This window comes from Variovorax sp. BGA-UO-ETr-C22, from assembly GCF_059567965.1.
This window is the reverse complement of sequence record NZ_JCAQPA010000010.1, coordinates 663,239-682,852: the sequence shown is the minus strand read 5'-3', so window position 1 is coordinate 682,852 and position 19,614 is coordinate 663,239. Positions and strand designations below refer to the sequence as shown.

The following is a 19,614-nucleotide window of genomic DNA, read 5'->3' as shown; positions in this document are numbered from 1 at the left end:
TTTCTCGTTTCGAGGAGGCGTGTGTGAAGGTCTTGAAGCTGTCGGCCCAAGGGCTGCCCCAGTCATGGATATCGCTGGAACAGGCGGTGATCCACTACGCGGCGGACGAAGTCCGCTGGGAAGTGGGCGCGCAGGTGGCCGTGTTCCGTGGCGGCCACAACGCGATCACGGGTGAGCAGTCGCAGATCGCGATCAACAGCATCATCGGCACCAAGGGCGTGCCGCGCATCAACCCCTTCGCGCAGCGCCCGGGCCTGACCAACAGCAAGCTGTTCTCGCGCGACCGCAACATCTGCGCCTACTGCGGCGGCCATTTCCACGAAGACGAACTCACGCGCGAGCACATCATTCCGTTCGCGCAGCGCGGCATCGACACCTGGATGAACGTGGTCACGGCCTGCAAGCCCTGCAACCACCGCAAGAGCAGCCGCACGCCCGAGCAGGCGAACATGCCGCTGCTGTATGCGCCGTATGTGCCGAGCCTGTGGGAAGACTTCATCCTGCGCAACCGCCGCATCCTGGCGGACCAGATGGAGTTTTTGATGGCGCACCTGCCGCAGTCGTCCCGGTTGCACGACATCTGAAAACAAAAAGAGGCGTTGAGCCTCTTTTTTGATTCAGCCCTTCCAGGCCGGCGGCCGCTTCTCGATGAAGGCCTGCACGCCTTCCAGCGCACTCTTGTCCATCATGTTGCAGGCCATGGTCTGGCTGGCGTCCGCCAGCGCGGCCTCGATGCCGGTCTCGAGCTGGCGATAGAACAGCGCCTTGCCCAGCGCGAGCGCCGTGCGGGGCTTGGCGACGATGCTGGCTACCAGTGCCTCGACCGCAGCGTCGAGCGCTTCGGGCGGCGCGACCCGGTTGACCAGGCCTTTCTCGCGCGCTTCCTCGGCGCCGATGAATTCACCCGTCACCAGCATTTCGAAGGCTTCCTTGCGCCCGAGGTTGCGCGAGAGCGTGACGCCGGGCGTGGCGCAGAAGAGGCCCACGTTGACGCCGCTGACCGCAAAGCGCGCGTCGCTGGCGGCCACCGCAAGGTCGCAGACCGCCACCAGCTGGCAGCCCGCCGCGGTCGCGATGCCGTGCACGCGCGCGATCACCGGCACGGGCAGCCGCTGGATCGACAGCATCATCGCGCCGCACCGGTCGAACAGCTGCTGGTAGTAGCCGAGCGAGGGGTCGGCGCGCATCTCCTTCAGGTCGTGGCCCGCGCAGAAGGCCTTGCCCGCCGCGGCGATGACGACGGCGCGCACCGTGTCATCGGCGGCGATGGTGCCGAGCGCCTGTTCGAGCGCGCCCAGCATGCCTTCGGAAAGCGCATTGAAGGCGGCGGGGCGGTTCAGCGTGAGCGTGACCACGCCGCGCGCGTCGCGCGCCGTCAGGACGAAGGGGGCCGTGTCGTTCATGGCCGTTCAGTACGTCAGCTCGAGCACCGTCGCGTGCCCTTGCGCGGCGGGCCAGCTCTGGCCGGTGAGGCGCTCGCCGTTGAACTCGGCGCTGACCGTGCGCTGCGGCGCGCCGGCCGCGATGCGCAGCCGCGAGCTCGACTGCCCCGCACCCTGGGCCGGCACGCCGGGCGGCGGGCTCTGGCCGTCGAAGTTCATCGTGTCGCGCTGCGCATCGAAGTAGCCGCGCGGGCGCGTGAAGACGACCACCGCACCCGCGCCGCTCTCGGCCGGCGCCAGGCGCTCGGTCCGCAGGTTGACGAAGCCGCTGCTGCGCACGAACGGGCTGCGGTAGATGTGCGTGGTGCCCTGGCCGGGCACGTCGAGCACGAACTCGTAGCGCGCCGTGGGCTGCGCGCTGAACGGGCCCCAGCGGCCGTCGGCGCCGACCGTCTGCTGGTGCGCCGCCTCGCCGCGCCGCGCGCCCGAGGCCGGGTCGACCGCAAAGACCGTGACGCGCGCGCCGGCCAGCGCGAGGTTGTCCGCGCCGGTCGCGCGGCCGTCGAGCACGACCTTCGATTCCGGCGCCACCGCCGTGCTGGCCGGCGCCTGGCCGGTCAGGAAGCGCCAGGTCGCCGCGAAGGCAGAGGGCGAGAACGAGGTCTCGCGGTGGTCCACGCGCGGCAGCACGAGGTTGGTGGCGCCCTTGAGGGCCGGCCCGTCGAAGCCGATGTTCGTCGGCTGGCCCGGCGCGCCGATCCACAGACCGTCGGGCTGGGCGTACTTGTCGTTGGTGTCCGAGCGCAGCGTGAGCCACTGCACGCCGGGCGTGACCTCGTCGCCGTTGGGTCCCTTGGGTGCATTGAGCTGCTGCATGAAGGCCGAGAGCCCCGAGAACTCGTTGTTCTCGCGCAGGCCCTTCACCTTCCAGATGCCGTGCGCCGGGTTGCCGCCCAGCACCACATGGCTCACCACGGCCGCGCCGCCGCCGTTCTGCACGTAGTTGCGGATGGTGTTGCCGCCGCGCGAATTGCCGATGAGCACCACCTTGGGCGCGCCCGTGGCCTTCAGCACCTTCTCGACCTCGGCGCGCAGGAACGCGGCCGAGTCGGCGGTGGAACTGCGCCCCGGCTGGGCCACGGCGTCGTCGTCGCGGGCCAGGGGATTCGGCTGGTCGACGGCGAAAAGCCGCTCGCGCGGCCAGCCGTTCGATTCGAAGCGCCAGATCGTGGTCTGCCACAGCGCGGCCGAGTCGCCGTTGCCGTGCATGAAGACGATGGGTGGGCGCTCGGTGGAAGAGGGCGCGGAGGTGGCGCAGCCGGTCAGCCAGGTGACGGCGGTGGTTCCGGCAAGGGCCAAGGCAAGCAGGGTGCGGCGGGAAGGCATGTCTGTCTCTCTCCTGGCAGGGGGCTCGGGCCCCACAAGTGAAAACGCCCGCCGGCGCAAGGCGGGCGGGCGTTGGATGCTATCGACAAACAGCCGTCAGGCGAAGACGCCGGCCGTGTCCTGCATGCGGGCAGAAACCTCACCCAGGTGGTGCAGCGTGTCGCCGAAGGTGAGCTCGAGCTGCGTGAGCTTGCGGAAGTAATGGCTGCCGATGTATTCGTCGGTCACGCCGATGCCGCCATGCAGCTGCACCGAGTTCGCGGCCACGTAGCGCATCGACGTGCCCAGCTGGTACTTGGCGCGGGCCAGCGCCTGGCGACGTTCGTCGGCCGGGGCGTTGAGCTTGAGCGTCGCGTAGTAGCTCATCGAGCGTGCCAGTTCCAGCTGCATCTTCATGTCGGCGACGCGGTGGCGCAGCGCCTGAAAGCTGGAGATGACCACGCCGAACTGCTTGCGCTGATTCATGTAGTCGATGGTGACGTCGAGCGTCTTGTCGAGCACGCCGACCGCTTCGGCGCAGGTGGCGGCAATGCCGACATCGACCGCGTACTCGAGCGCGGCCAGGCCGTCGGCCGTGACCAGCGTGGCGTCGGCCTTGTCGAACACGACCTCGGCCGCGCGGCCGCCGTCCTGCGTGCCGTAGCCGCGGGCTTCGACGCCGCTGGCGCTGCGCTCGACCAGGAAGAGGGCGATCTTGCCGTCGACCTTGGCGGGCACGATGAAGGCATCGGCTTCGTCGCCCACGGGCACCACGCTCTTGGCGCCGGTCAGCGAGTAGCCGTTGCCCGACTTGGTGGCCGTGGCCTCGCACACGTCGAGGCGGTAGCGTGCCTTGCGCTCCTGGTAGGCCAGCACCACGAGGGCCTGGCCGCCGGCGATGCGTGGCAGCCAGTTTTCCTTGGTGGCCGCGTCGGCGTAGCCGCCGAGCACGGCGCCTGCGATCAGCGTCTGCGCGAAGGGCTCCAGCACGATGCCGCGGCCCAGTTCTTCCATCACGACCATGCCGGCCACCGGGCCCATGCCCAGGCCGCCGTCGTCTTCGCTGATGTACAGGCCGCCCAGGCCGAGCTCGGCCAGTTCGTCCCAGGCTTCGCGCGAGAAGCCGCCCTTGGCCTCGATGCCGCGGCGGCGCTCGAAGTCATAGCCCTTGTCGACCCACTTGCGAACGGCGTCGCGCAGCTGGTCCTGGTCTTCCGAAAAATTGAAATCCATGTTGGTGTCTCCTCAGCCCAGGACGGTTTGCGCCACGATATTGCGCTGGACTTCGTTCGAGCCGCCGTAGATCGTGGTCTTGCGCATGTTGAAGAAGGTCGATGCCAGCGGTGCCAGCGCCGGGTTGCCGCCGGGGAAGTTGCCTTGCCAGCCGGCTTCCATGGCTTCGCGGATCAGCGGCAGCGAGTAGGGGCCGCCGGCCAGCATCATCAGCTCGGCGTAGCGCTGCTGGATCTCGCTGCCGCGGATCTTGAGCAGGCCTGCCACGTCCAGCGAGTTCTTGCCCGAGGTGGCGGCCGACAGCACGCGCAGCACCATCATCTCGAGGGCGACGATGTCGACTTCGAGCTTGGCGATCTCGTCGCGGAAGCGCAGGTCGTCGTACACGCCTTCGCTCTTGGCGATGCGCTTGAGGCGCTCGAGTTCGCGCTTGGCGCGGTTCACGTCGGCGATGTTGGTGCGCTCGTGCGAGAGCAGGTGCTTGGCGTAGGTCCAGCCCTTGTTCTCTTCGCCGATCAGGTTCTCGGCGGGCACTTCGACGTTGTCGAAGAACACCTCGTTCACCTCGACGCCGCCGTCGATCAGCTTGATCGGGCGCACGGTGACGCCGGGCGACTTCATGTCCAGCAGCAGGAAGCTGATGCCGGTCTGGGGCTTGCCTTCGTTGCTGGTGCGCACGAGGTTGAACATCCAGTCGCCGTGCTGGCCGAGCGTGGTCCAGGTCTTCTGGCCGTTGACGATGTACTTGTCACCCTTGCGCTCGGCCTTGGTCTTGACCGAGGCCAGGTCGGAACCCGAGCCGGGTTCGCTGTAGCCCTGGCTCCACCAGACTTCGCCGCTGGCGATGCCGGGCAGGAAGCGCTTTTGCTGCTCGGCGTTGCCGAAGGCCATGATCACCGGGGCCACCATGACGGGGCCGAAGGGGATGATGCGCGGCGCGCCGGCCAGGGCGGTTTCTTCCTCGAACAGGTGGCGCTGCACGGCGGTCCAGCCGGGGCCGCCGAATTCCTTGGGCCAGCCGTAGCCCAGCCAGCCCTTCTTGCCGAGGATCTTGGCCCAGCCTTGCAGATCGTCGCGCGTCAGTTCGAGCGCGTTGTGCACCTTGTGCGAAATCTCCTGGGGGAGGTTGTCCTTGACCCATGCGCGAACTTCTTCGCGGAACTTCTGTTCTTCGGGTGTGAAGCTCAAATCCATGCGTGCCTCGCTGTGTTGATCGATCCACCGCAGACGCGGGGTGTCTCCGGAACTGCGAGTTTTAGCACGGTCGTGCTGCGATCCGGTGTCCGCGTCGCGACAAGCACGCCAGCGTGCGGGTCGACGGGAGGCTGATCGGGGTGTTGGCGGGGCACGGATAATCCCGGCCTCCCATGAAGAACATCGTGATCCTGATCTCCGGCGGCGGCTCGAACATGGCGGCCATCGTGCGCGCCGCCGAGCGCGACCGCTGGGCCGAGCGCTTCGGCGCGCGCATTGCCGCCGTCATCAGCAACAAGGCAGAGGCTGGCGGGCTGGCGCTGGCCGCGTCGCACGGCATCGCGACCGCCGTGGTGCCGCACCAGGCCTTCGACAGCCGGGAGGCCTTCGACGCGGCGCTGGCCGAGGCGGTCGACGCCCACGCGCCGGCGCTGGTGGTGCTGGCGGGCTTCATGCGCATCCTGACGCCCGGCTTCGTGGCCCGCTACGCCGGGCGGCTGGTGAACATCCACCCCTCGCTGCTGCCGGCTTTTCCGGGGTTGCACACGCACCAGCGTGCCATCGAGGCGGGCTGCAAGGTGGCGGGGGTGACGGTGCACCAGGTCACGGCCGAGCTCGACCACGGGCCGATCCTGGCGCAGGCCGTGGTGCCGGTGCTGCCGGATGACACGGCCGCCACGCTGGCCGCCCGGGTGCTGTCCCAGGAGCACCAGCTGTATCCGCGCGCCATCGCTGGATGGCTGTTGGATACATTGAGTCACAAAGCTTAAAGTTGTTTATATTGTTGGGTTTTCGGGAGCACAGAACTTTGAAAACCCAATCGCTACTGTTGACGTTGGCCACCGCGGCCCTGCTGGCCGCCTGCGCCGCTCCGGCCCCCGCGCCGGCACCGGGCGCCGCCGCGCCTGCGCCCGCCGCGCCGGCCGAACCCGTCTTCCAGTGCAACGCTGAAGGCGCCCGCTTTGCCGTGGGCCAGCAGGTGACGCCTCAGCTCGAAGCCGCCGCGCGCGCACGTGCCGGCGCCGGCACGGCACGGGTGCTCAAGCCGAACCAAGCGGTCACGATGGAACTCAACCCCGGACGGCTCAACATCAGCGTCGACGCGCGTGGCCGCGTCAAGGACGTTCACTGCGGCTGAGCGTCGATCGGGGTGAAGCGGCGCTGCGGGCGGCCGTCGATCTCGATGGTTTCTTCGAACATCGCGGCGGGCCGGACCCACAGGCCGCGGGCACCGTAGAGGGCGCGGTACAGCGTCATCGGCTCCAGCGTCTCGCTGTGGCGGACGGTGCCGATCACGTCGTATTCACCGCCCTTGTAGTGGCGGTAGCGGCCAGGGGGCGTTTCGATCAGGGGAGGGAGGTCTTCGTCGTTCAACGGGGGCTTCTTTCTTCGGTAACAACTGTCGGATGAGTCTTTGACGGGAGTCGGATGGACCGTGCGGATTTTGTTCACCTGGTTCGCCTGAGCGAGCACGCGAGTGCGGACGACAGCGCGCGCTACCGGCGTGGCGTCGCGGCGTTCGCCGCGCTCGGCTACCTCTGGGTGCTGGCCTGCCTCGGGCTGGCGGTGGGCATTGTGGCCTGGGTGGTCGTCTCGGTGGCCGACGGGCGTTTCAACTTCACCCGCGGCTGGCTGCTCGTGTTCGCGCTGGGCCTGTTCTGGGCGACTTTGCGTGCGCTCTGGGTGCACTTCGACGAGCCCGACGGCGAGCCGCTCACGCGCGCCGACGCGCCGGGGTTGTTCGAGGCGCTGGACCGCATCCGCGAGCGCATCAAGGGGCCGCCGGTGCACCGCGTCTACCTGGACGACAACTTCAACGCCAGCATCAGCCAGGTGCCGCGCTTCGGCCTGTTCGGCGGTGCGCTCAACTCGCTGAGCATCGGCCTGCCGCTGCTGATGATGCTGGACCGGCAGCGCCTGCTGTCGGTGCTGGCCCACGAATACGGTCACTTGCGCGGCAACCATGGCCGGCTGAGCGCCTGGATCTACCGCACGCGGCTGTCGTGGCTGCGGCTCGATGCCAGCCTGCAGCGCGACGAGGGCGTGATGGCGTTGGTGTCGCAGGCCTTCTTCCGCTGGTACTTTCCGCGCTTCGCCGCCAAGACCTTCGCGCTGGCCCGCCAGGACGAGTACGAGGCCGACCGCATCTCGGGTCGGCTGCTCGGCACCGCCGTGGCCGCGGCCGCGCTCACCGAAGTGGCCATCAAGGGCAACTGGTACGCCAGCGAGTTCTGGCCCTGGCATTGGGCGCGCGCCGAGCGCGAGCCGCTGCCGCCCGGCCCCTTTGCTGCTTTGCGGCAGCGCGCCCGCACGCCGCCGAGCGAGGAATTCGCGCGCCAGGCACTGCGCGAGGCCATGCGCCGCGTCAGCGACCTGGACGACACCCACCCGGTGTTGCGCGACCGGCTGGAAGCGCTGAACCAGAAGGCGGCGCTGCCGGCCTGGTCGCAGCGGCCCGCGCTGGACATGCTGGCCGACAAGCACAAGTGGATCTCGCATTTCGACAACGCCTGGCGTCGCGCCCATGCCGCCGACTGGAAGCAGCACCACGCGCACCGCTCGCGCATCCGTGAGCGCATCGCGGTGCTGGCGGCCCGCGGCGAGCGCAACACGCCCGACGAGATGGTCGAGTGGGCCGACGCCGAGCGCCGGCTCGATCCGGCGGCGCCGGTGCGTGCACGCTACGAAAGCGCGCTGCGGATCGCGCCGGACCACCCGGGCGCGCTGCGCGGACTGGCGCAGATGCTGCCCGTGCGCGAGCGCGCCGAGCGCTTGGTGGTGCTCGAGCGGCTGCACCAGTCGGGCGTGGCCAGCCGCTGGTGGGCGGCCAAGAACGCCGTCGCGTCCCTCGAAGATCCCGAAGCCGGGCCGCACGACGAGCAGGGGCTCAAGCTGTGGCGCGCGCGGCTCAAGGAGGCGGAGGAGGCCGAGGCGCGCGCCTGGGAAGAGATCACCGACACGCCGTTCTTCAGCCAGATTTCGCGCCACGACCTGAACGACCACGAGCTGGGCGAGCTGCGCGCGGACATCGCGCGTTGCCTGCCCGTGTCGCGGCTGTGGGTGGTGCGCAAGAACCTGCGCGAGTTCGCCTGGCGGCGGGCGTACATCGTGTTCGTCGAGGTGCCGGGGCTCGACGACGAGGATCGCTGGCACCTGTGCCGCGAACTCGAGCAGACCCTGACCCTGCCGGGGGCGGCGCTGGTGCTCTGGGCGGGGCATTCGCCCACGCTGGAAGACATCGAGCGGCAGGCCTTCGGAACCGTCTGGGTGCGCGGCGCCTGAGGCGTTTCGGCCGCGAGGCCGGCCGGCTGAGACAATCGGGGCTATGCATCCCAAAGCCCTGTTGGAGGCCACCGCCGATCTGGTCGGCCTGGTCCTGAAATTCGATCACCCGGCCGACCAGGTCGTTTCGCGCTTTTTCCGCGACCACCGCGAGTTCGGCCCGCGCGAGCGCGCGACGCTCGCCGAGACCGTCTACACCGTGCTTCGCAAGAAGCTGCTGTTCGATCACCTGTCGCCCTCGGGCAGCGGTTCGAAGGAGCGCCGCATGGCGATCCTGGGCTTTCACGGCCCGCGCGACTTTTTGAAGAGCGCGCTCAACGACACCGAGAAGCGCTGGCTCGACAACTGCGACGCCGTCCAGCCCGGCGACCTGCTCGAACGCCATCGCCACAACCTGCCCGAATGGCTGGTCGCGCCGCTCAAGGCGCAGCTGGGCGACGGTTTCTGGCCGATGGTCGAGAGCCTGCAGCAGCCGGCGCCGCTCGACCTGCGCGTCAATGCATTCACCGACAAGCGGGCCGAAGTGAAGGCGGAGCTTGCGAAGGCTGCTATCAAATCTGAAGTGACGCCGTTCTCGCCCTGGGGGCTGCGCATCGACGGCAAGCCCGCGCTGACCAAGCTCGACGCGTTCGTGCGCGGCGCCATCGAGGTGCAGGACGAGGGCTCCCAGCTGCTGGCGCTGCTGCTGGACGCCAAGCGCGGCGAGATGGTGGTCGATTTCTGCGCCGGCGCGGGCGGCAAGACCCTGGCCATCGGCGCAACGATGCGCAACACCGGTCGGCTCTACGCCTTCGACACCTCGGCCCACCGCCTGGACGCGCTCAAGCCGCGGCTGGCGCGCAGCAAGCTCTCGAACGTGCACCCGGCTGCGATCGCCCACGAGCGCGACGACCGGATCAAGCGCCTGGCCGGCAAGATCGACCGCGTGCTGGTCGACGCGCCCTGTTCGGGGCTCGGCACGCTGCGCCGCAACCCTGACCTCAAATGGCGGCAATCGGCCAAGTCGGTGGCCGAACTGACGGCCAAGCAGACCGCCATCCTGCAAAGCGCGGCCCGGCTCGTGAAGTCGGGTGGCCGGCTGGTGTACGCCACCTGCAGCGTGCTGCCGGAGGAAAACGAGGCCATCGCCGAGGCTTTTGCCGCCGCGAACCCCGATTTCGTGCCCATGGATGCCGCGGAACTGCTCCAGGCGCTCAAGGTGGAGGGCGCCGAAACCCTCTGCGCGGGCGGGGAAGACGGCCGGCGCTACCTGCGTCTGTGGCCGCATCGCCACGCCACCGACGGCTTTTTTGCCGCCGTGTGGAACCGGAAATAGGCGCGGGGCTCCAAACTAGGGTAAATCTGCGGTGTGACAGAAGGACAAAAGGCCTCGTTTTGGCCCTGACATCCTAAAATCACGGGTTACCTGAAGGCTGCACCTTCGTGTGGCCATGGAGTACCTGACTCAATGATGCTTCCTGACTCCGCCGTTCTGAACGCGGTCATCCAATGGCTCGGACACGGCCTGTGGGACATTGCCTGGTGGCAAGTCGTGCTGTACACGCTCGTCACCACGCACATCACCATCGCAGCGGTCACGATCTTTCTGCACCGCACGCAGACGCACAAGGCGATGGACCTCGGTCCGATCCCCTCGCACTTCTTCCGTTTCTGGCTCTGGCTCGGCACCGGCATGGTGACGAAGGAATGGGTCGCCATCCACCGCAAGCACCACGCGAAGTGCGAAACCGCCGACGACCCGCACAGCCCGCAGGTCAAGGGCATCGATGAAGTCTTCTGGCGCGGCGCCGAGCTGTACCGCAAGGAATCGAAGAACAAGGAAACGATGGAGCGCTACGGTCACGGCACGCCCGATGACTGGATCGAGCGCAACCTGTACACGCGCTACAGCTGGCAAGGCGTGGGCCTGATGCTGGTGATCAACCTGGCGCTGTTCGGCGGGCTCGGCCTGACCGTGTGGGCTGTCCAGATGCTCTGGATCCCGATCACCGCCGCCGGCATCATCAACGGCATCGGCCACTACTGGGGCTACCGCAATTTCGAGGCGTCCGACGCCAGCCGCAACATCATGCCCTGGGGCCTGATCATCGGCGGCGAAGAGCTGCACAACAACCACCACACGTACCCCACCTCGGCCAAGTTCTCGGTCAAGAAGTACGAGTTCGACATCGGCTGGGTCTACATCCAGGTGTTCCAGAAGCTCGGCTGGGCCAAGGTCAAGAAGGTGCCGCCGAAGATGCAGATGGGCGACATCCAGCCCGTGGCCAACGAGAAGACGCTCGAGGCCGTCATTGCCAACCGCTACGAAGTGATGGCCGGCTACGCCCGCGAAATGCGCCGTGCGACCAGCGAGGAAATCGACGTGCTCAAGGCCAAGGGCGCCGACCTGTCGGTGCTCAAGGCGGCCAAGCGCTGGCTGCATCGCGACGACGACAAGGTGCCCGCCTCGGCGCGCACCCATCTGGTGCAGGCCCGTGCTGCGCACCCGGTGCTCGACAAGATGGTCACGATGCGCGAAGAGCTGCGTCAGCTCTGGCTGAACACCTCGCAATCGCGCGAGCAGCTGGCGGCCGACCTGGCAGCCTGGTGCCACCGTGCGGAAGCCAGCGGCATTGCCGGCCTGCGCGAGTTCTCGACCCGCCTGCGCGCTGCGCGCGCCTGACGAAGAGCAAAGGGCCGGCGCCTCCCGCGCTGCTGCTCTTGCCCAGTGAAGAAGCCGACCTGCGGGTCGGCTTTTTTGTGCCTGCCTTTTTCTGCTTTCACAAAAACGACAGGCAATAAAAAACCCGCTGGGTGAGCAGCGGGTTTTTTGGGGAGAGCAGGCCGAATTACTTCAGCTTGATTTCCTTGTATTCGACGTGCTTGCGCGCCTTGGGGTCGAACTTCATGATCGACATCTTTTCAGGCATCGTCTTCTTGTTCTTGCTCGTCGTGTAGAAGTGGCCGGTACCCGCGGTGGATTCCAGCTTGATCTTTTCGCGTCCGCCTTTGCTCGTTGCCATGATTCAGCTCCTTAAGCTTGGCCGCGGGCACGCAGGTCTGCGAGCACGGCATCGATACCGTTCTTGTCGATCAGGCGCAGTGCAGCGCTCGAAACGCGCAGGCGAACCCAACGGTTTTCGGTCTCGACCCAGAAACGGCGGTATTGCAGGTTCGGCAGGAACCGGCGCTTGGTTTTGTTGTTGGCGTGGGAAACGTTGTTTCCGACCATCGGGCCTTTGCCCGTTACGTCGCATACGCGTGCCATGTGGACACTCTTTCTTGAACAGCTGGCACCGGCGCAATCAGGGCGATTGCAGGGTGTTTTACAGCTTGACCTCGCCAGAAACGGGTGGCGGTACCCCGGATTTGCCGCAACCCGACTCCCGGTGGGAGGTAGGCCCTGTTTCGGCAAAGCCTCGGATTATAGCCCTTTCGGGCTCAGCGAGGCCGGGGACCGTCGCAGATACGGGAAATCCGGCCCCGCTGGCCGGTGCCCCGTTCCACGTGGGATAGGCCTCAGTGCTCTTCCAGGAAGCGCTGCGCGTCGAGGGCAGCCATGCAACCCGTGCCGGCGCTGGTGATGGCCTGGCGGTAGATGTTGTCCTGCACGTCGCCGGCCGCGAACACGCCGGGCACGCTGGTCATCGTCGCGAAGCCCTTCAGGCCCGAGCGGGTCAGGATGTAGTTGTCCTTCATTTCCAGCTGGCCCTGGAAGATGTCGGTGTTCGGGTGATGGCCGATCGCGATGAAACAGCCCTTGAGCGTGATCTCTTCGGTCGCGCCGGTCTGCGTGTTCTTGATGCGGATGCCCGTCACGCCCGTGCCGTCACCGAGCACCTCGTCGAGCTGGTTGTGCAGCTTCAGCACGATCTTGCCTTCGGCCACCTTCTCCATGACCTTGTCGATCAGGATCGGCTCGGCGCGGAACTTGTCGCGGCGATGCACGAGTGTGACTTTGTTTGCAATGTTGGAGAGGTACAGCGCCTCCTCGACGGCCGTGTTGCCGCCGCCGATCACGCAGACCTCTTGCTCGCGGTAGAAGAAGCCGTCGCAGGTCGCGCAGGCGGAGACGCCGCGGCCCATGAACTTTTCTTCGGAATCCAGGCCCAGGTACTTGGCCGATGCACCCGTGGCAATGATCAGCGAGTCGCAGGTGTAGGTGCCGCTGTCGCCCGTGAGCGTGAACGGGCGCTTGCTCAGGTCGACCTTGTTGATGTGGTCGAACACGATCTGCGTCTTGAAGCGTTCGGCGTGCTCGAGAAAGCGCTGCATCAGCTCCGGGCCTTGCACGCCGTGCACGTCGGCCGGCCAGTTGTCGACCTCGGTCGTGGTCATGAGTTGACCGCCTTGCGCGATGCCCGTGATGAGCAAAGGCTGGAGGTTGGCGCGTGCGGCGTAGACGGCGGCGGTGTAGCCGGCCGGGCCGGAGCCCAGAATGAGAACCTTGGCGTGTTGGGGTGCGGACATGAGTAGAAAACCTAGGATGGACGCTGCGGCAGCGTGTACATTTTCAGGGTGGTAGCGATACGTGGGGAGTATCACCGCCCGGTTCAACACCGGGTGCACGGTGTTTTCAATGCGCGCGATTGTAGTAATCCATGGGCTCAGCATCAGGATCACATCGCGCGCTGTTTCAGGGATTGATTAATGTCGATGCTGTCCAACCTTGAATTGCTTCGGCGCGTTCCATTGTTCGCGTCGTTGACGGCCTCGCAGTCCGCAAGCATTGCGGATGCGATCATCAAGAAGCGCTTCAAACGCGCCGAGGTCGTCGTGGAGCAGGGCAAGAAATCCGATGCGCTGTACATCATCCTGACCGGCCGCGCCCGCGTCACGAGCGCCGACAGCCGTGGCCGCGAGGTGATCCTGGCCACGCTGCACCCCGGCGACTACCTCGGCGAGATGAGCCTGATCGACGACGAGCCGCATTCGGCCACCGTGCGCACCGAAATCCAGTGCGACGTGCTCATGCTGGGCCGGGACGCCTTCGCGCGCTGCCTGCCCGAGAACTCCTCGATGGCCTACAACATCATGCGCGGCCTGGTGCAGCGCCTGCGCCACGCCGACCGCAAGATCGAGTCGCTGGCGCTGATGGACGTGTACGGCCGCGTGGCCCGCGCGTTGCTCGAGTTCGCCAGCCAGGACGGCATGGGCAACCTCAAGGTCCGCGACAAGATCTCCCGCCAGGACCTGGCCAAGATGGTCGGCGCGTCGCGCGAAATGGTGAGCCGCGTCATGAAGGACCTGGAGGAGCGCGGTTTCGTGCAGTCCCAGGAAGACGGCTCGGTGATCATCAAGGACCGGCTCCTGACGCTGACCTGAGCCCATAGGCCGGGCGCTTTCGGCGTCCACGGCCTTTTGTTGTAGTGTTCGGGGCGGCCGGCCTGCGTTTTTTTCGGGCCGGGCGCCGTGCTTTTCATGACCTATTCGCTCCATACGCTTCAATCGTCCTCCTCTTCTTCCGCTGCCGAAGGGCAACCCGTGCGCCTGCGCGCCCTGCGCTTCGCCCACGAAATCACCTTGATCGCCGGGTTCGCAGCCCTCCTGTTCTGGCTGCTGGCGATGCTGAGCTTCACCCCGTCCGATGCCGCCTGGTCGACCTCGGGCACGGGCGGTGAGATCAAGAACTGGGGCGGCCGCATCGGCGCCTGGCTGGCCGATGGCAGCTACTTCCTTGCCGGCTATTCCGTCTGGTGGTGCCTCGCGGCCGGTTTGCGCGCGTGGCTCTCGTCGCTGGCCGGCTGGCTGCGCGGCGGCGAACCCACTCCTGCGGTCGAACAGCCCCCGCGCGGCCGCTTCAACCGCAGCCGCCTCGCTTTCTGGTTCGGCCTGGTCCTGCTGCTGTGCGCGAGCGCGGTGCTCGAATGGTCGCGCCTGTACCGGCTCGAATCGCACCTCCCGGGTTCGGGCGGCGGCGCCCTGGGCTACCTCGTGGGGCCGGCGAGCGTGCGCTGGCTGGGCTTCACGGGCTCGGCGCTGGTCGCCATCGCCGGCGGCGTGATCGGCTCGGCGCTGGTGTTCCGTTTCTCCTGGAGCCTGATCGCCGAGCGCATCGGTGCCCGTGCGTACTCGCTGTTCGAGTCGCGCCGTGAAAAGCGCGAAATGGCCGCCGACATCGCCATGGGCAAGCAGGCCGCGCGCGAACGTGCCGGCGACGAGGAAGAGCTGGCGCCCGCACCGCGCGCCAAGAAAATGCGCCCCAGCAAGGAGGCCTCGTTCGGCGACGCCGGCCCTCTCGAGCCGAGCTTCGACGACGAAGAGGAAGAAGTCGCGCCCAAGCGCCGCCCCGCATCGCCGCCCGTGCAGATCGAGCCCGCGATGACCGAGGTGCCCCGCAGCGACCGCGTCGTCAAGGAACGCCAGAAGCCGCTCTTCAAGGAACTGCCCGACAGCAAGCTGCCGCAGGTCGACCTGCTCGACGCCGCGCTGGTGCGCCAGGAAACGGTGTCGTCCGACACGCTCGAGATGACCTCGCGCATGATCGAGAAGAAGCTCAAGGACTTCGGCGTCGAGGTGCGCGTGGTGCTCGCCTCGCCCGGCCCCGTCATCACGCGCTACGAGATCGAGCCCGCCACCGGCGTCAAGGGCTCGCAGATCCTCGGCCTGGCCAAGGACCTGGCGCGTTCGCTCTCGCTGGTGTCGATCCGCGTGGTCGAAACCATTCCTGGCAAGAACTACATGGCGCTCGAACTGCCGAACGCCAAGCGCCAGTCGATCAAGCTCAGCGAGATCCTGGGCTCGCAGGTCTACAACGAGGGCAAGTCGATGCTCACGATGGGCCTGGGCAAGGACATCATCGGCAACCCCGTGGTGGCCGACCTCGCGAAGATGCCGCACGTGCTGGTGGCCGGTACCACCGGCTCGGGCAAGTCGGTCGGTATCAACGCGATGATCCTGTCGCTGCTCTACAAGGCCGAGGCACGCGACGTCCGCCTGCTCATGATCGACCCGAAGATGCTCGAAATGTCGGTCTACGAAGGCATCCCGCACCTGCTGGCGCCCGTGGTCACCGACATGCGCCAGGCGGCGCACGGCCTGAACTGGTGCGTGGCCGAGATGGAGCGCCGCTACAAGCTCATGAGCAAGCTCGGCGTGCGCAACCTGGCCGGCTACAACACCAAGATCGACGAAGCCAAGGCGCGGGAAGAGTTCATCTACAACCCCTTCAGCCTCACGCCGGACGATCCCGAGCCGCTCAAGCGCGAGCCGCACATCGTGGTCATCATCGACGAGTTGGCCGACCTGATGATGGTGGTCGGCAAGAAGATCGAAGAGCTGATCGCCCGCCTTGCGCAAAAGGCCCGCGCCGCCGGCATCCACCTGATCCTGGCCACGCAGCGCCCCAGCGTCGACGTGATCACCGGCCTCATCAAGGCCAACATCCCCACGCGCATCGCGTTCTCGGTGGGCTCCAAGATCGACAGCCGCACCATCCTCGACCAGATGGGTGCCGAGGCGCTGCTGGGCATGGGCGACATGCTCTACATGGCCAGCGGCACGGGTCTGCCGATCCGCGTGCACGGTGCCTTCGTGAGCGATGAGGAAGTGCACCGCGTGGTGGCCTACCTCAAGAGCCAGGGCGAGCCCGACTACATCGAGGGCGTGCTCGAAGGCGGCACGGTCGATGGCGACGGTGACGGCGACCTGCTCGGCGGCGGCGACGGCGAAAAGGACCCGATGTACGACCAGGCGGTCGAGGTCGTGCTCAAGAATCGCAAGGCCAGCATCTCGCTGGTGCAGCGCCACCTGAAGATCGGCTACAACCGCGCCGCGCGCCTGGTCGAGGACATGGAAAAGGCCGGCCTCGTGAGCGCCATGAGCGGCAGCGGCCAGCGCGAGATTCTCGTGCCCGCGCGCCAGGCGGAGTGACCCGCCGGCGCACCATCGACGACGACCCCCATCACCACCGCGCCAGGACTGGTTACGTGCTGAGAGGCAATTTGCAAACGCGCACCAGTGCCGCTGCAAATCTTCATCAAAGCCTACAGATGCCGGCATCTGCGGCGGGTAGTGTCGATGGACATCGCAGCAACGTTTTTCCGAGGAATCTCCCATGAAGAAAACCCGCCTCTGGCTGTTGGCCGGCCTGATCTGCACGGTGGCCGGCAGTGCCTGGGCCGACGGGCTCGAAAGCCTCGAAGCCTTCGTGAAGACCGTCAAGTCCGGCCGCGCCGAGTTCACCCAGACCGTGACGGCCCCGCCGCGCGAGGGCCAGCCGGGCCGCGTGAAGACCTCGACCGGCACCTTCGAATTCCATCGCCCCGGCAAATTCAAGTTCGACTATCGCAAGCCCTTTGCCCAGAGCATCGTGGCCGACGGCAAGACGCTCTGGCTCTACGACGCCGACCTGAACCAGGTCACGCAGCGCGCCCAGGCCCAGGCGCTGGGTTCGACGCCCGCGGCGCTGATTGCCTCCGCCGCCGACCTGCGCGCCCTGCAGGCCGACTTCGCGCTGGAAGCCGCGCCCGAGCGCGACGGCCTGCAGTGGGTCAAGGCCACGCCGAAGAACAAGGACGGCCAGCTGCAGAGCGTGATGGTCGGCTTCCAGGGTGATGCGCTCGCGGCCCTCGAGATCCTGGACAGCTTCGGCCAGCGCTCGGTGCTCAAGTTCAGCAAGGTCGAGGTGAACCCCGCCTTGCCCGCCAGCACCTTCGAGTTCAAGGCGCCCGCGGGTGCCGACGTGCTCAAGCAGTAATCACCCTCAGCAGGACAGTCCCCGGTTTGGCCCCGCGCACCCACCAGCCCCTCGCCGAGCGCCTGCGTCCCAAGACGCTCGGCGAAGTGATCGGCCAGCAGCACCTGCTCGGTCCGGGCATGTCGCTGCGCATCGCCTTCGAGTCGGGCCAGCCGCATTCCTGCATCCTCTGGGGCCCGCCGGGCACCGGCAAGACGACCATCGCGCGGCTCATGGCCGACGCCTTCGACGCGCAGTTCCTGAGCATCAGCGCGGTGCTGGGCGGCGTGAAGGACATCCGCGAGGCGGTCGAGCAGGCCACGGCCGCGCGCGACGGGCTCACGCAGCAGCGCACCATCGTCTTCGTCGACGAGGTGCACCGCTTCAACAAGAGCCAGCAGGACGCGTTCCTGCCGCATGTCGAGTCGGGCCTGTTCACCTTCATCGGCGCGACCACCGAGAACCCGTCGTTCGAAGTCAATTCGGCCTTGCTGTCGCGGGCGGCGGTGTACGTGCTGCAGTCGCTCAACGAAGGCGACCTGAAGCAGATCGTCGCCAAGGCGCAATCGATTCAGGCGGTTCCAGCCATCGACGAGGCGGCCATCGACCGCCTGGTCGCCTACGCGGACGGCGACGCGCGCCGCCTGCTCAACACGCTCGAGACCCTGGCGGTTGCAGCCGGCGCCGAGAAGCTCACGAACATCACCGACGAGTGGCTGCTGCGCGTGCTCGGCGAGCGCATGCGCCGCTACGACAAGGGCGGCGAGCAGTTCTACGACACCATCAGCGCGCTGCACAAATCGGTGCGCGGCAGCGACCCCGACGCCGCACTCTACTGGTTCGTGCGCATGCTCGACGGTGGCGCCGACCCGCGCTACATGGCGCGCCGCCTGGTGCGCATGGCCAGCGAAGACATCGGCCTGGCCGATCCGCGCGCGCTGCGCCTGGCGCTCGATGCGGCCGAGGTCTACGAGCGCCTGGGTACCCCCGAAGGCGAGCTGGCACTGGCGGAATGCGTGGTCTACCTGGCCATCGCACCCAAGTCGAACGCGGTCTACAAGGCCTACAACGCGGTGCGCGCGCTGGTGAAGAAAGACAGCACGCGCCCAGTGCCGATGCACCTGCGCAATGCGCCGACCAAGCTCATGAAGGAGCTCGACTACGGCAAGGGGTACCGCTACGCGCACGACGAGGAGGGCGGTTTCGCCGCCGGCGAGCGCTACCTGCCCGAGGGCCTGGAAGGCCAGGTGTTCTACGAACCGGTCGAGCGTGGACTCGAAATCCGCATCGCGGAAAAGCTGCGCGAACTGCGTCGCCTCAACACAAATTCAGATCGCTGATACAGGTTTGCGCATCTGCATGACTTCACGCGCATACAGCATGAAGTGAGCGGGTAAACCCCGGTCATCCCGCCCCAAAACAGCGCCGGGGCGTGTCTACAATCCCGCCCACCAAATCTGCCGGCGACACATGTTGGCTGGTTTTTTGCTTGTCAAGCCAGTGGCGCCAAACCGGTGCCTCGGTAGGTGAATGGCACCCGCAAGGTGCAACACATAGGGAATCGCGTTATGGAAATATTGCTGCAGCAGATCATCAACGGTCTGGTTCTCGGCAGCATGTATGCCTTGATAGCCTTGGGCTACACCATGGTGTACGGCATCATCAATCTGATCAATTTTGCGCACGGTGAAGTGCTGATGGTGGGGGCGCTCACAAGCTGGACCATCATCGGGCTCATGAAGGACGGAATGCCCAACACACCGGGCTGGCTGATCCTCTTCGTTGCGCTGATCATTGCCTGCGTCGTCGCGGCAAGCCTCAACTTCGTGATCGAGAAAGTGGCCTACCGGCCGCTGCGCAACAGCCCCAAGCTCGCACCGCTCATCACCGCCATCGGCGTGTCGATCCTGCTGCAGACGCTGGCCATGATCATCTGGAAGCCGACCAACAAGGCGTATCCCAACCTGCTGCCGACCGACCCCATCCACGTGGGCGGCGCCGTGATCTCGCCGACGCAGGTCATGATCCTCAGCGTCACGGCGTTCTCGCTCGTGATCCTGATGTGGCTGGTCAACTACACCAAGCTCGGCCGCGCGATGCGCGCCACCGCCGAGAACCCGCGCGTCGCGGCGCTCATGGGCATCCGGCCCGACATGGTCATCTCGGCCACCTTCATCATCGGCGCCGTGCTCGCGGCCATCGCCGGCGTGATGTACGCCTCCAACTACGGCATCGCGCAACATGCGATGGGCTTCCTGCCCGGCCTCAAGGCCTTCACCGCGGCCGTGTTCGGCGGCATCGGCAACCTGGCCGGCGCGGTGGTCGGCGGTATTTTGCTCGGCCTCATCGAGGCCATCGGCTCCGGCTACATCGGCACCCTCACGGGTGGCGTGCTGGGCAGCAACTACAGCGACATCTTCGCTTTCATCGTGCTGATCGTGATGCTCACGCTGCGGCCTTCGGGTCTGCTCGGCGAGCGCGTGGCGGACCGGGCCTGAGGAG

Annotated in this window: 19 protein-coding genes; 11 read left to right on the top strand and 8 right to left on the bottom strand. The window is 66.9% G+C overall.

Annotated features, from left to right (window positions below):
• Window positions 1-23 precede the first annotated feature (23 nt).
• Entirely contained in the window at window positions 24-584 is a 561-nt protein-coding gene (locus tag AC57B8_RS16570; protein ID WP_062480919.1) for an HNH endonuclease, read from the top strand.
• A gap of 33 nt (window positions 585-617) precedes the next feature.
• Here the strand turns inward: AC57B8_RS16570 and AC57B8_RS16565 are convergent, their stop codons facing one another.
• The 4 genes from AC57B8_RS16565 to AC57B8_RS16550 all read right to left on the bottom strand — a co-directional run bounded on the left by AC57B8_RS16565 (window position 618) and on the right by AC57B8_RS16550 (window position 5,174).
• Complete coding sequence (locus AC57B8_RS16565; protein ID WP_496480150.1) at window positions 618-1,403, bottom strand: enoyl-CoA hydratase; 786 nt, start codon at window positions 1,401-1,403, stop codon at window positions 618-620.
• 6 nt (window positions 1,404-1,409) lie between these two features.
• The gene (locus tag AC57B8_RS16560; RefSeq protein WP_496480149.1) at window positions 1,410-2,768 is read right to left on the bottom strand and encodes an alpha/beta fold hydrolase; all 1,359 of its coding nucleotides are present in this window, start codon (window positions 2,766-2,768) and stop codon (window positions 1,410-1,412) included.
• A gap of 96 nt (window positions 2,769-2,864) precedes the next feature.
• Window positions 2,865-3,980, bottom strand: coding sequence for an acyl-CoA dehydrogenase family protein (locus AC57B8_RS16555; RefSeq protein ID WP_095746552.1), 1,116 nt, complete (start codon window positions 3,978-3,980; stop codon window positions 2,865-2,867).
• A 12-nt stretch (window positions 3,981-3,992) separates the two neighbouring features.
• Window positions 3,993-5,174 (bottom strand): acyl-CoA dehydrogenase family protein, encoded by a 1,182-nt coding sequence (locus AC57B8_RS16550; protein ID WP_062482930.1) that lies wholly within the window; start codon window positions 5,172-5,174, stop codon window positions 3,993-3,995.
• Between the two features lie 173 nt (window positions 5,175-5,347).
• On the opposite strand from AC57B8_RS16550, the gene purN reads away from it, so the two are divergent.
• A complete protein-coding gene (purN, locus tag AC57B8_RS16545) occupies window positions 5,348-5,944 on the top strand; it encodes a phosphoribosylglycinamide formyltransferase (protein WP_496480148.1) in 597 nt (198 codons plus the stop codon).
• A 59-nt stretch (window positions 5,945-6,003) separates the two neighbouring features.
• Complete coding sequence (locus AC57B8_RS16540; protein WP_223301392.1) at window positions 6,004-6,312, top strand: I78 family peptidase inhibitor; 309 nt, start codon at window positions 6,004-6,006, stop codon at window positions 6,310-6,312.
• Here AC57B8_RS16540 and AC57B8_RS16535 read toward each other — a convergent pair.
• Complete coding sequence (locus AC57B8_RS16535; protein ID WP_062483076.1) at window positions 6,300-6,548, bottom strand: DUF1653 domain-containing protein; 249 nt, start codon at window positions 6,546-6,548, stop codon at window positions 6,300-6,302. The genes AC57B8_RS16540 and AC57B8_RS16535 overlap by 13 nt on opposite strands.
• A gap of 54 nt (window positions 6,549-6,602) precedes the next feature.
• Between AC57B8_RS16535 and AC57B8_RS16530 the strand changes: the two genes are divergently transcribed.
• The 3 genes from AC57B8_RS16530 to AC57B8_RS16520 all read left to right on the top strand — a co-directional run bounded on the left by AC57B8_RS16530 (window position 6,603) and on the right by AC57B8_RS16520 (window position 11,118).
• On the top strand, window positions 6,603-8,456 hold the full coding sequence (locus AC57B8_RS16530) for a M48 family metalloprotease (RefSeq protein ID WP_487849068.1): 1,854 nt from the start codon (window positions 6,603-6,605) through the stop codon (window positions 8,454-8,456).
• 43 nt (window positions 8,457-8,499) lie between these two features.
• A complete protein-coding gene (locus AC57B8_RS16525; protein ID WP_492684708.1) occupies window positions 8,500-9,771 on the top strand; it encodes an RsmB/NOP family class I SAM-dependent RNA methyltransferase in 1,272 nt (423 codons plus the stop codon).
• A gap of 132 nt (window positions 9,772-9,903) precedes the next feature.
• Window positions 9,904-11,118 (top strand): DesA family fatty acid desaturase, encoded by a 1,215-nt coding sequence (locus AC57B8_RS16520; RefSeq protein ID WP_495304994.1) that lies wholly within the window; start codon window positions 9,904-9,906, stop codon window positions 11,116-11,118.
• A 166-nt stretch (window positions 11,119-11,284) separates the two neighbouring features.
• On the opposite strand, the gene rpmG is transcribed toward AC57B8_RS16520, so the two are convergent.
• The 3 genes from rpmG to trxB form a co-directional block, all read right to left on the bottom strand.
• Window positions 11,285-11,458 (bottom strand): 50S ribosomal protein L33, encoded by a 174-nt coding sequence (gene rpmG / locus AC57B8_RS16515; RefSeq protein ID WP_007830291.1) that lies wholly within the window; start codon window positions 11,456-11,458, stop codon window positions 11,285-11,287.
• Window positions 11,459-11,469: 11 nt separating this feature from the next.
• Entirely contained in the window at window positions 11,470-11,703 is a 234-nt protein-coding gene (gene rpmB, locus AC57B8_RS16510) for a 50S ribosomal protein L28 (protein WP_007830293.1), read from the bottom strand.
• A 251-nt stretch (window positions 11,704-11,954) separates the two neighbouring features.
• On the bottom strand, window positions 11,955-12,905 hold the full coding sequence (gene trxB / locus AC57B8_RS16505) for a thioredoxin-disulfide reductase (RefSeq protein ID WP_062481027.1): 951 nt from the start codon (window positions 12,903-12,905) through the stop codon (window positions 11,955-11,957).
• A gap of 180 nt (window positions 12,906-13,085) precedes the next feature.
• Here trxB and AC57B8_RS16500 point away from each other — a divergent pair, with 180 nt between their 5' ends.
• The 5 genes from AC57B8_RS16500 to AC57B8_RS16480 all read left to right on the top strand — a co-directional run bounded on the left by AC57B8_RS16500 (window position 13,086) and on the right by AC57B8_RS16480 (window position 19,610).
• Window positions 13,086-13,760 carry a Crp/Fnr family transcriptional regulator gene (locus AC57B8_RS16500; RefSeq protein WP_062481025.1) on the top strand — a complete coding sequence of 225 codons (675 nt, stop codon included), beginning with the start codon at window positions 13,086-13,088 and terminating at the stop codon, window positions 13,758-13,760.
• Window positions 13,761-13,856: 96 nt separating this feature from the next.
• On the top strand, window positions 13,857-16,307 hold the full coding sequence (locus AC57B8_RS16495; protein ID WP_159275542.1) for a DNA translocase FtsK: 2,451 nt from the start codon (window positions 13,857-13,859) through the stop codon (window positions 16,305-16,307).
• Between the two features lie 184 nt (window positions 16,308-16,491).
• Window positions 16,492-17,133: an outer membrane lipoprotein periplasmic chaperone LolA gene (gene lolA, locus AC57B8_RS16490; protein ID WP_139703243.1), complete on the top strand. Its 642-nt coding sequence runs from the start codon at window positions 16,492-16,494 to the stop codon at window positions 17,131-17,133.
• Window positions 17,134-17,159: 26 nt separating this feature from the next.
• Window positions 17,160-18,452: a replication-associated recombination protein A gene (locus AC57B8_RS16485; protein WP_062481021.1), complete on the top strand. Its 1,293-nt coding sequence runs from the start codon at window positions 17,160-17,162 to the stop codon at window positions 18,450-18,452.
• Window positions 18,453-18,680: 228 nt separating this feature from the next.
• Entirely contained in the window at window positions 18,681-19,610 is a 930-nt protein-coding gene (locus AC57B8_RS16480) for a branched-chain amino acid ABC transporter permease (RefSeq protein WP_062481019.1), read from the top strand.
• Window positions 19,611-19,614: the final 4 nt, after the last annotated feature.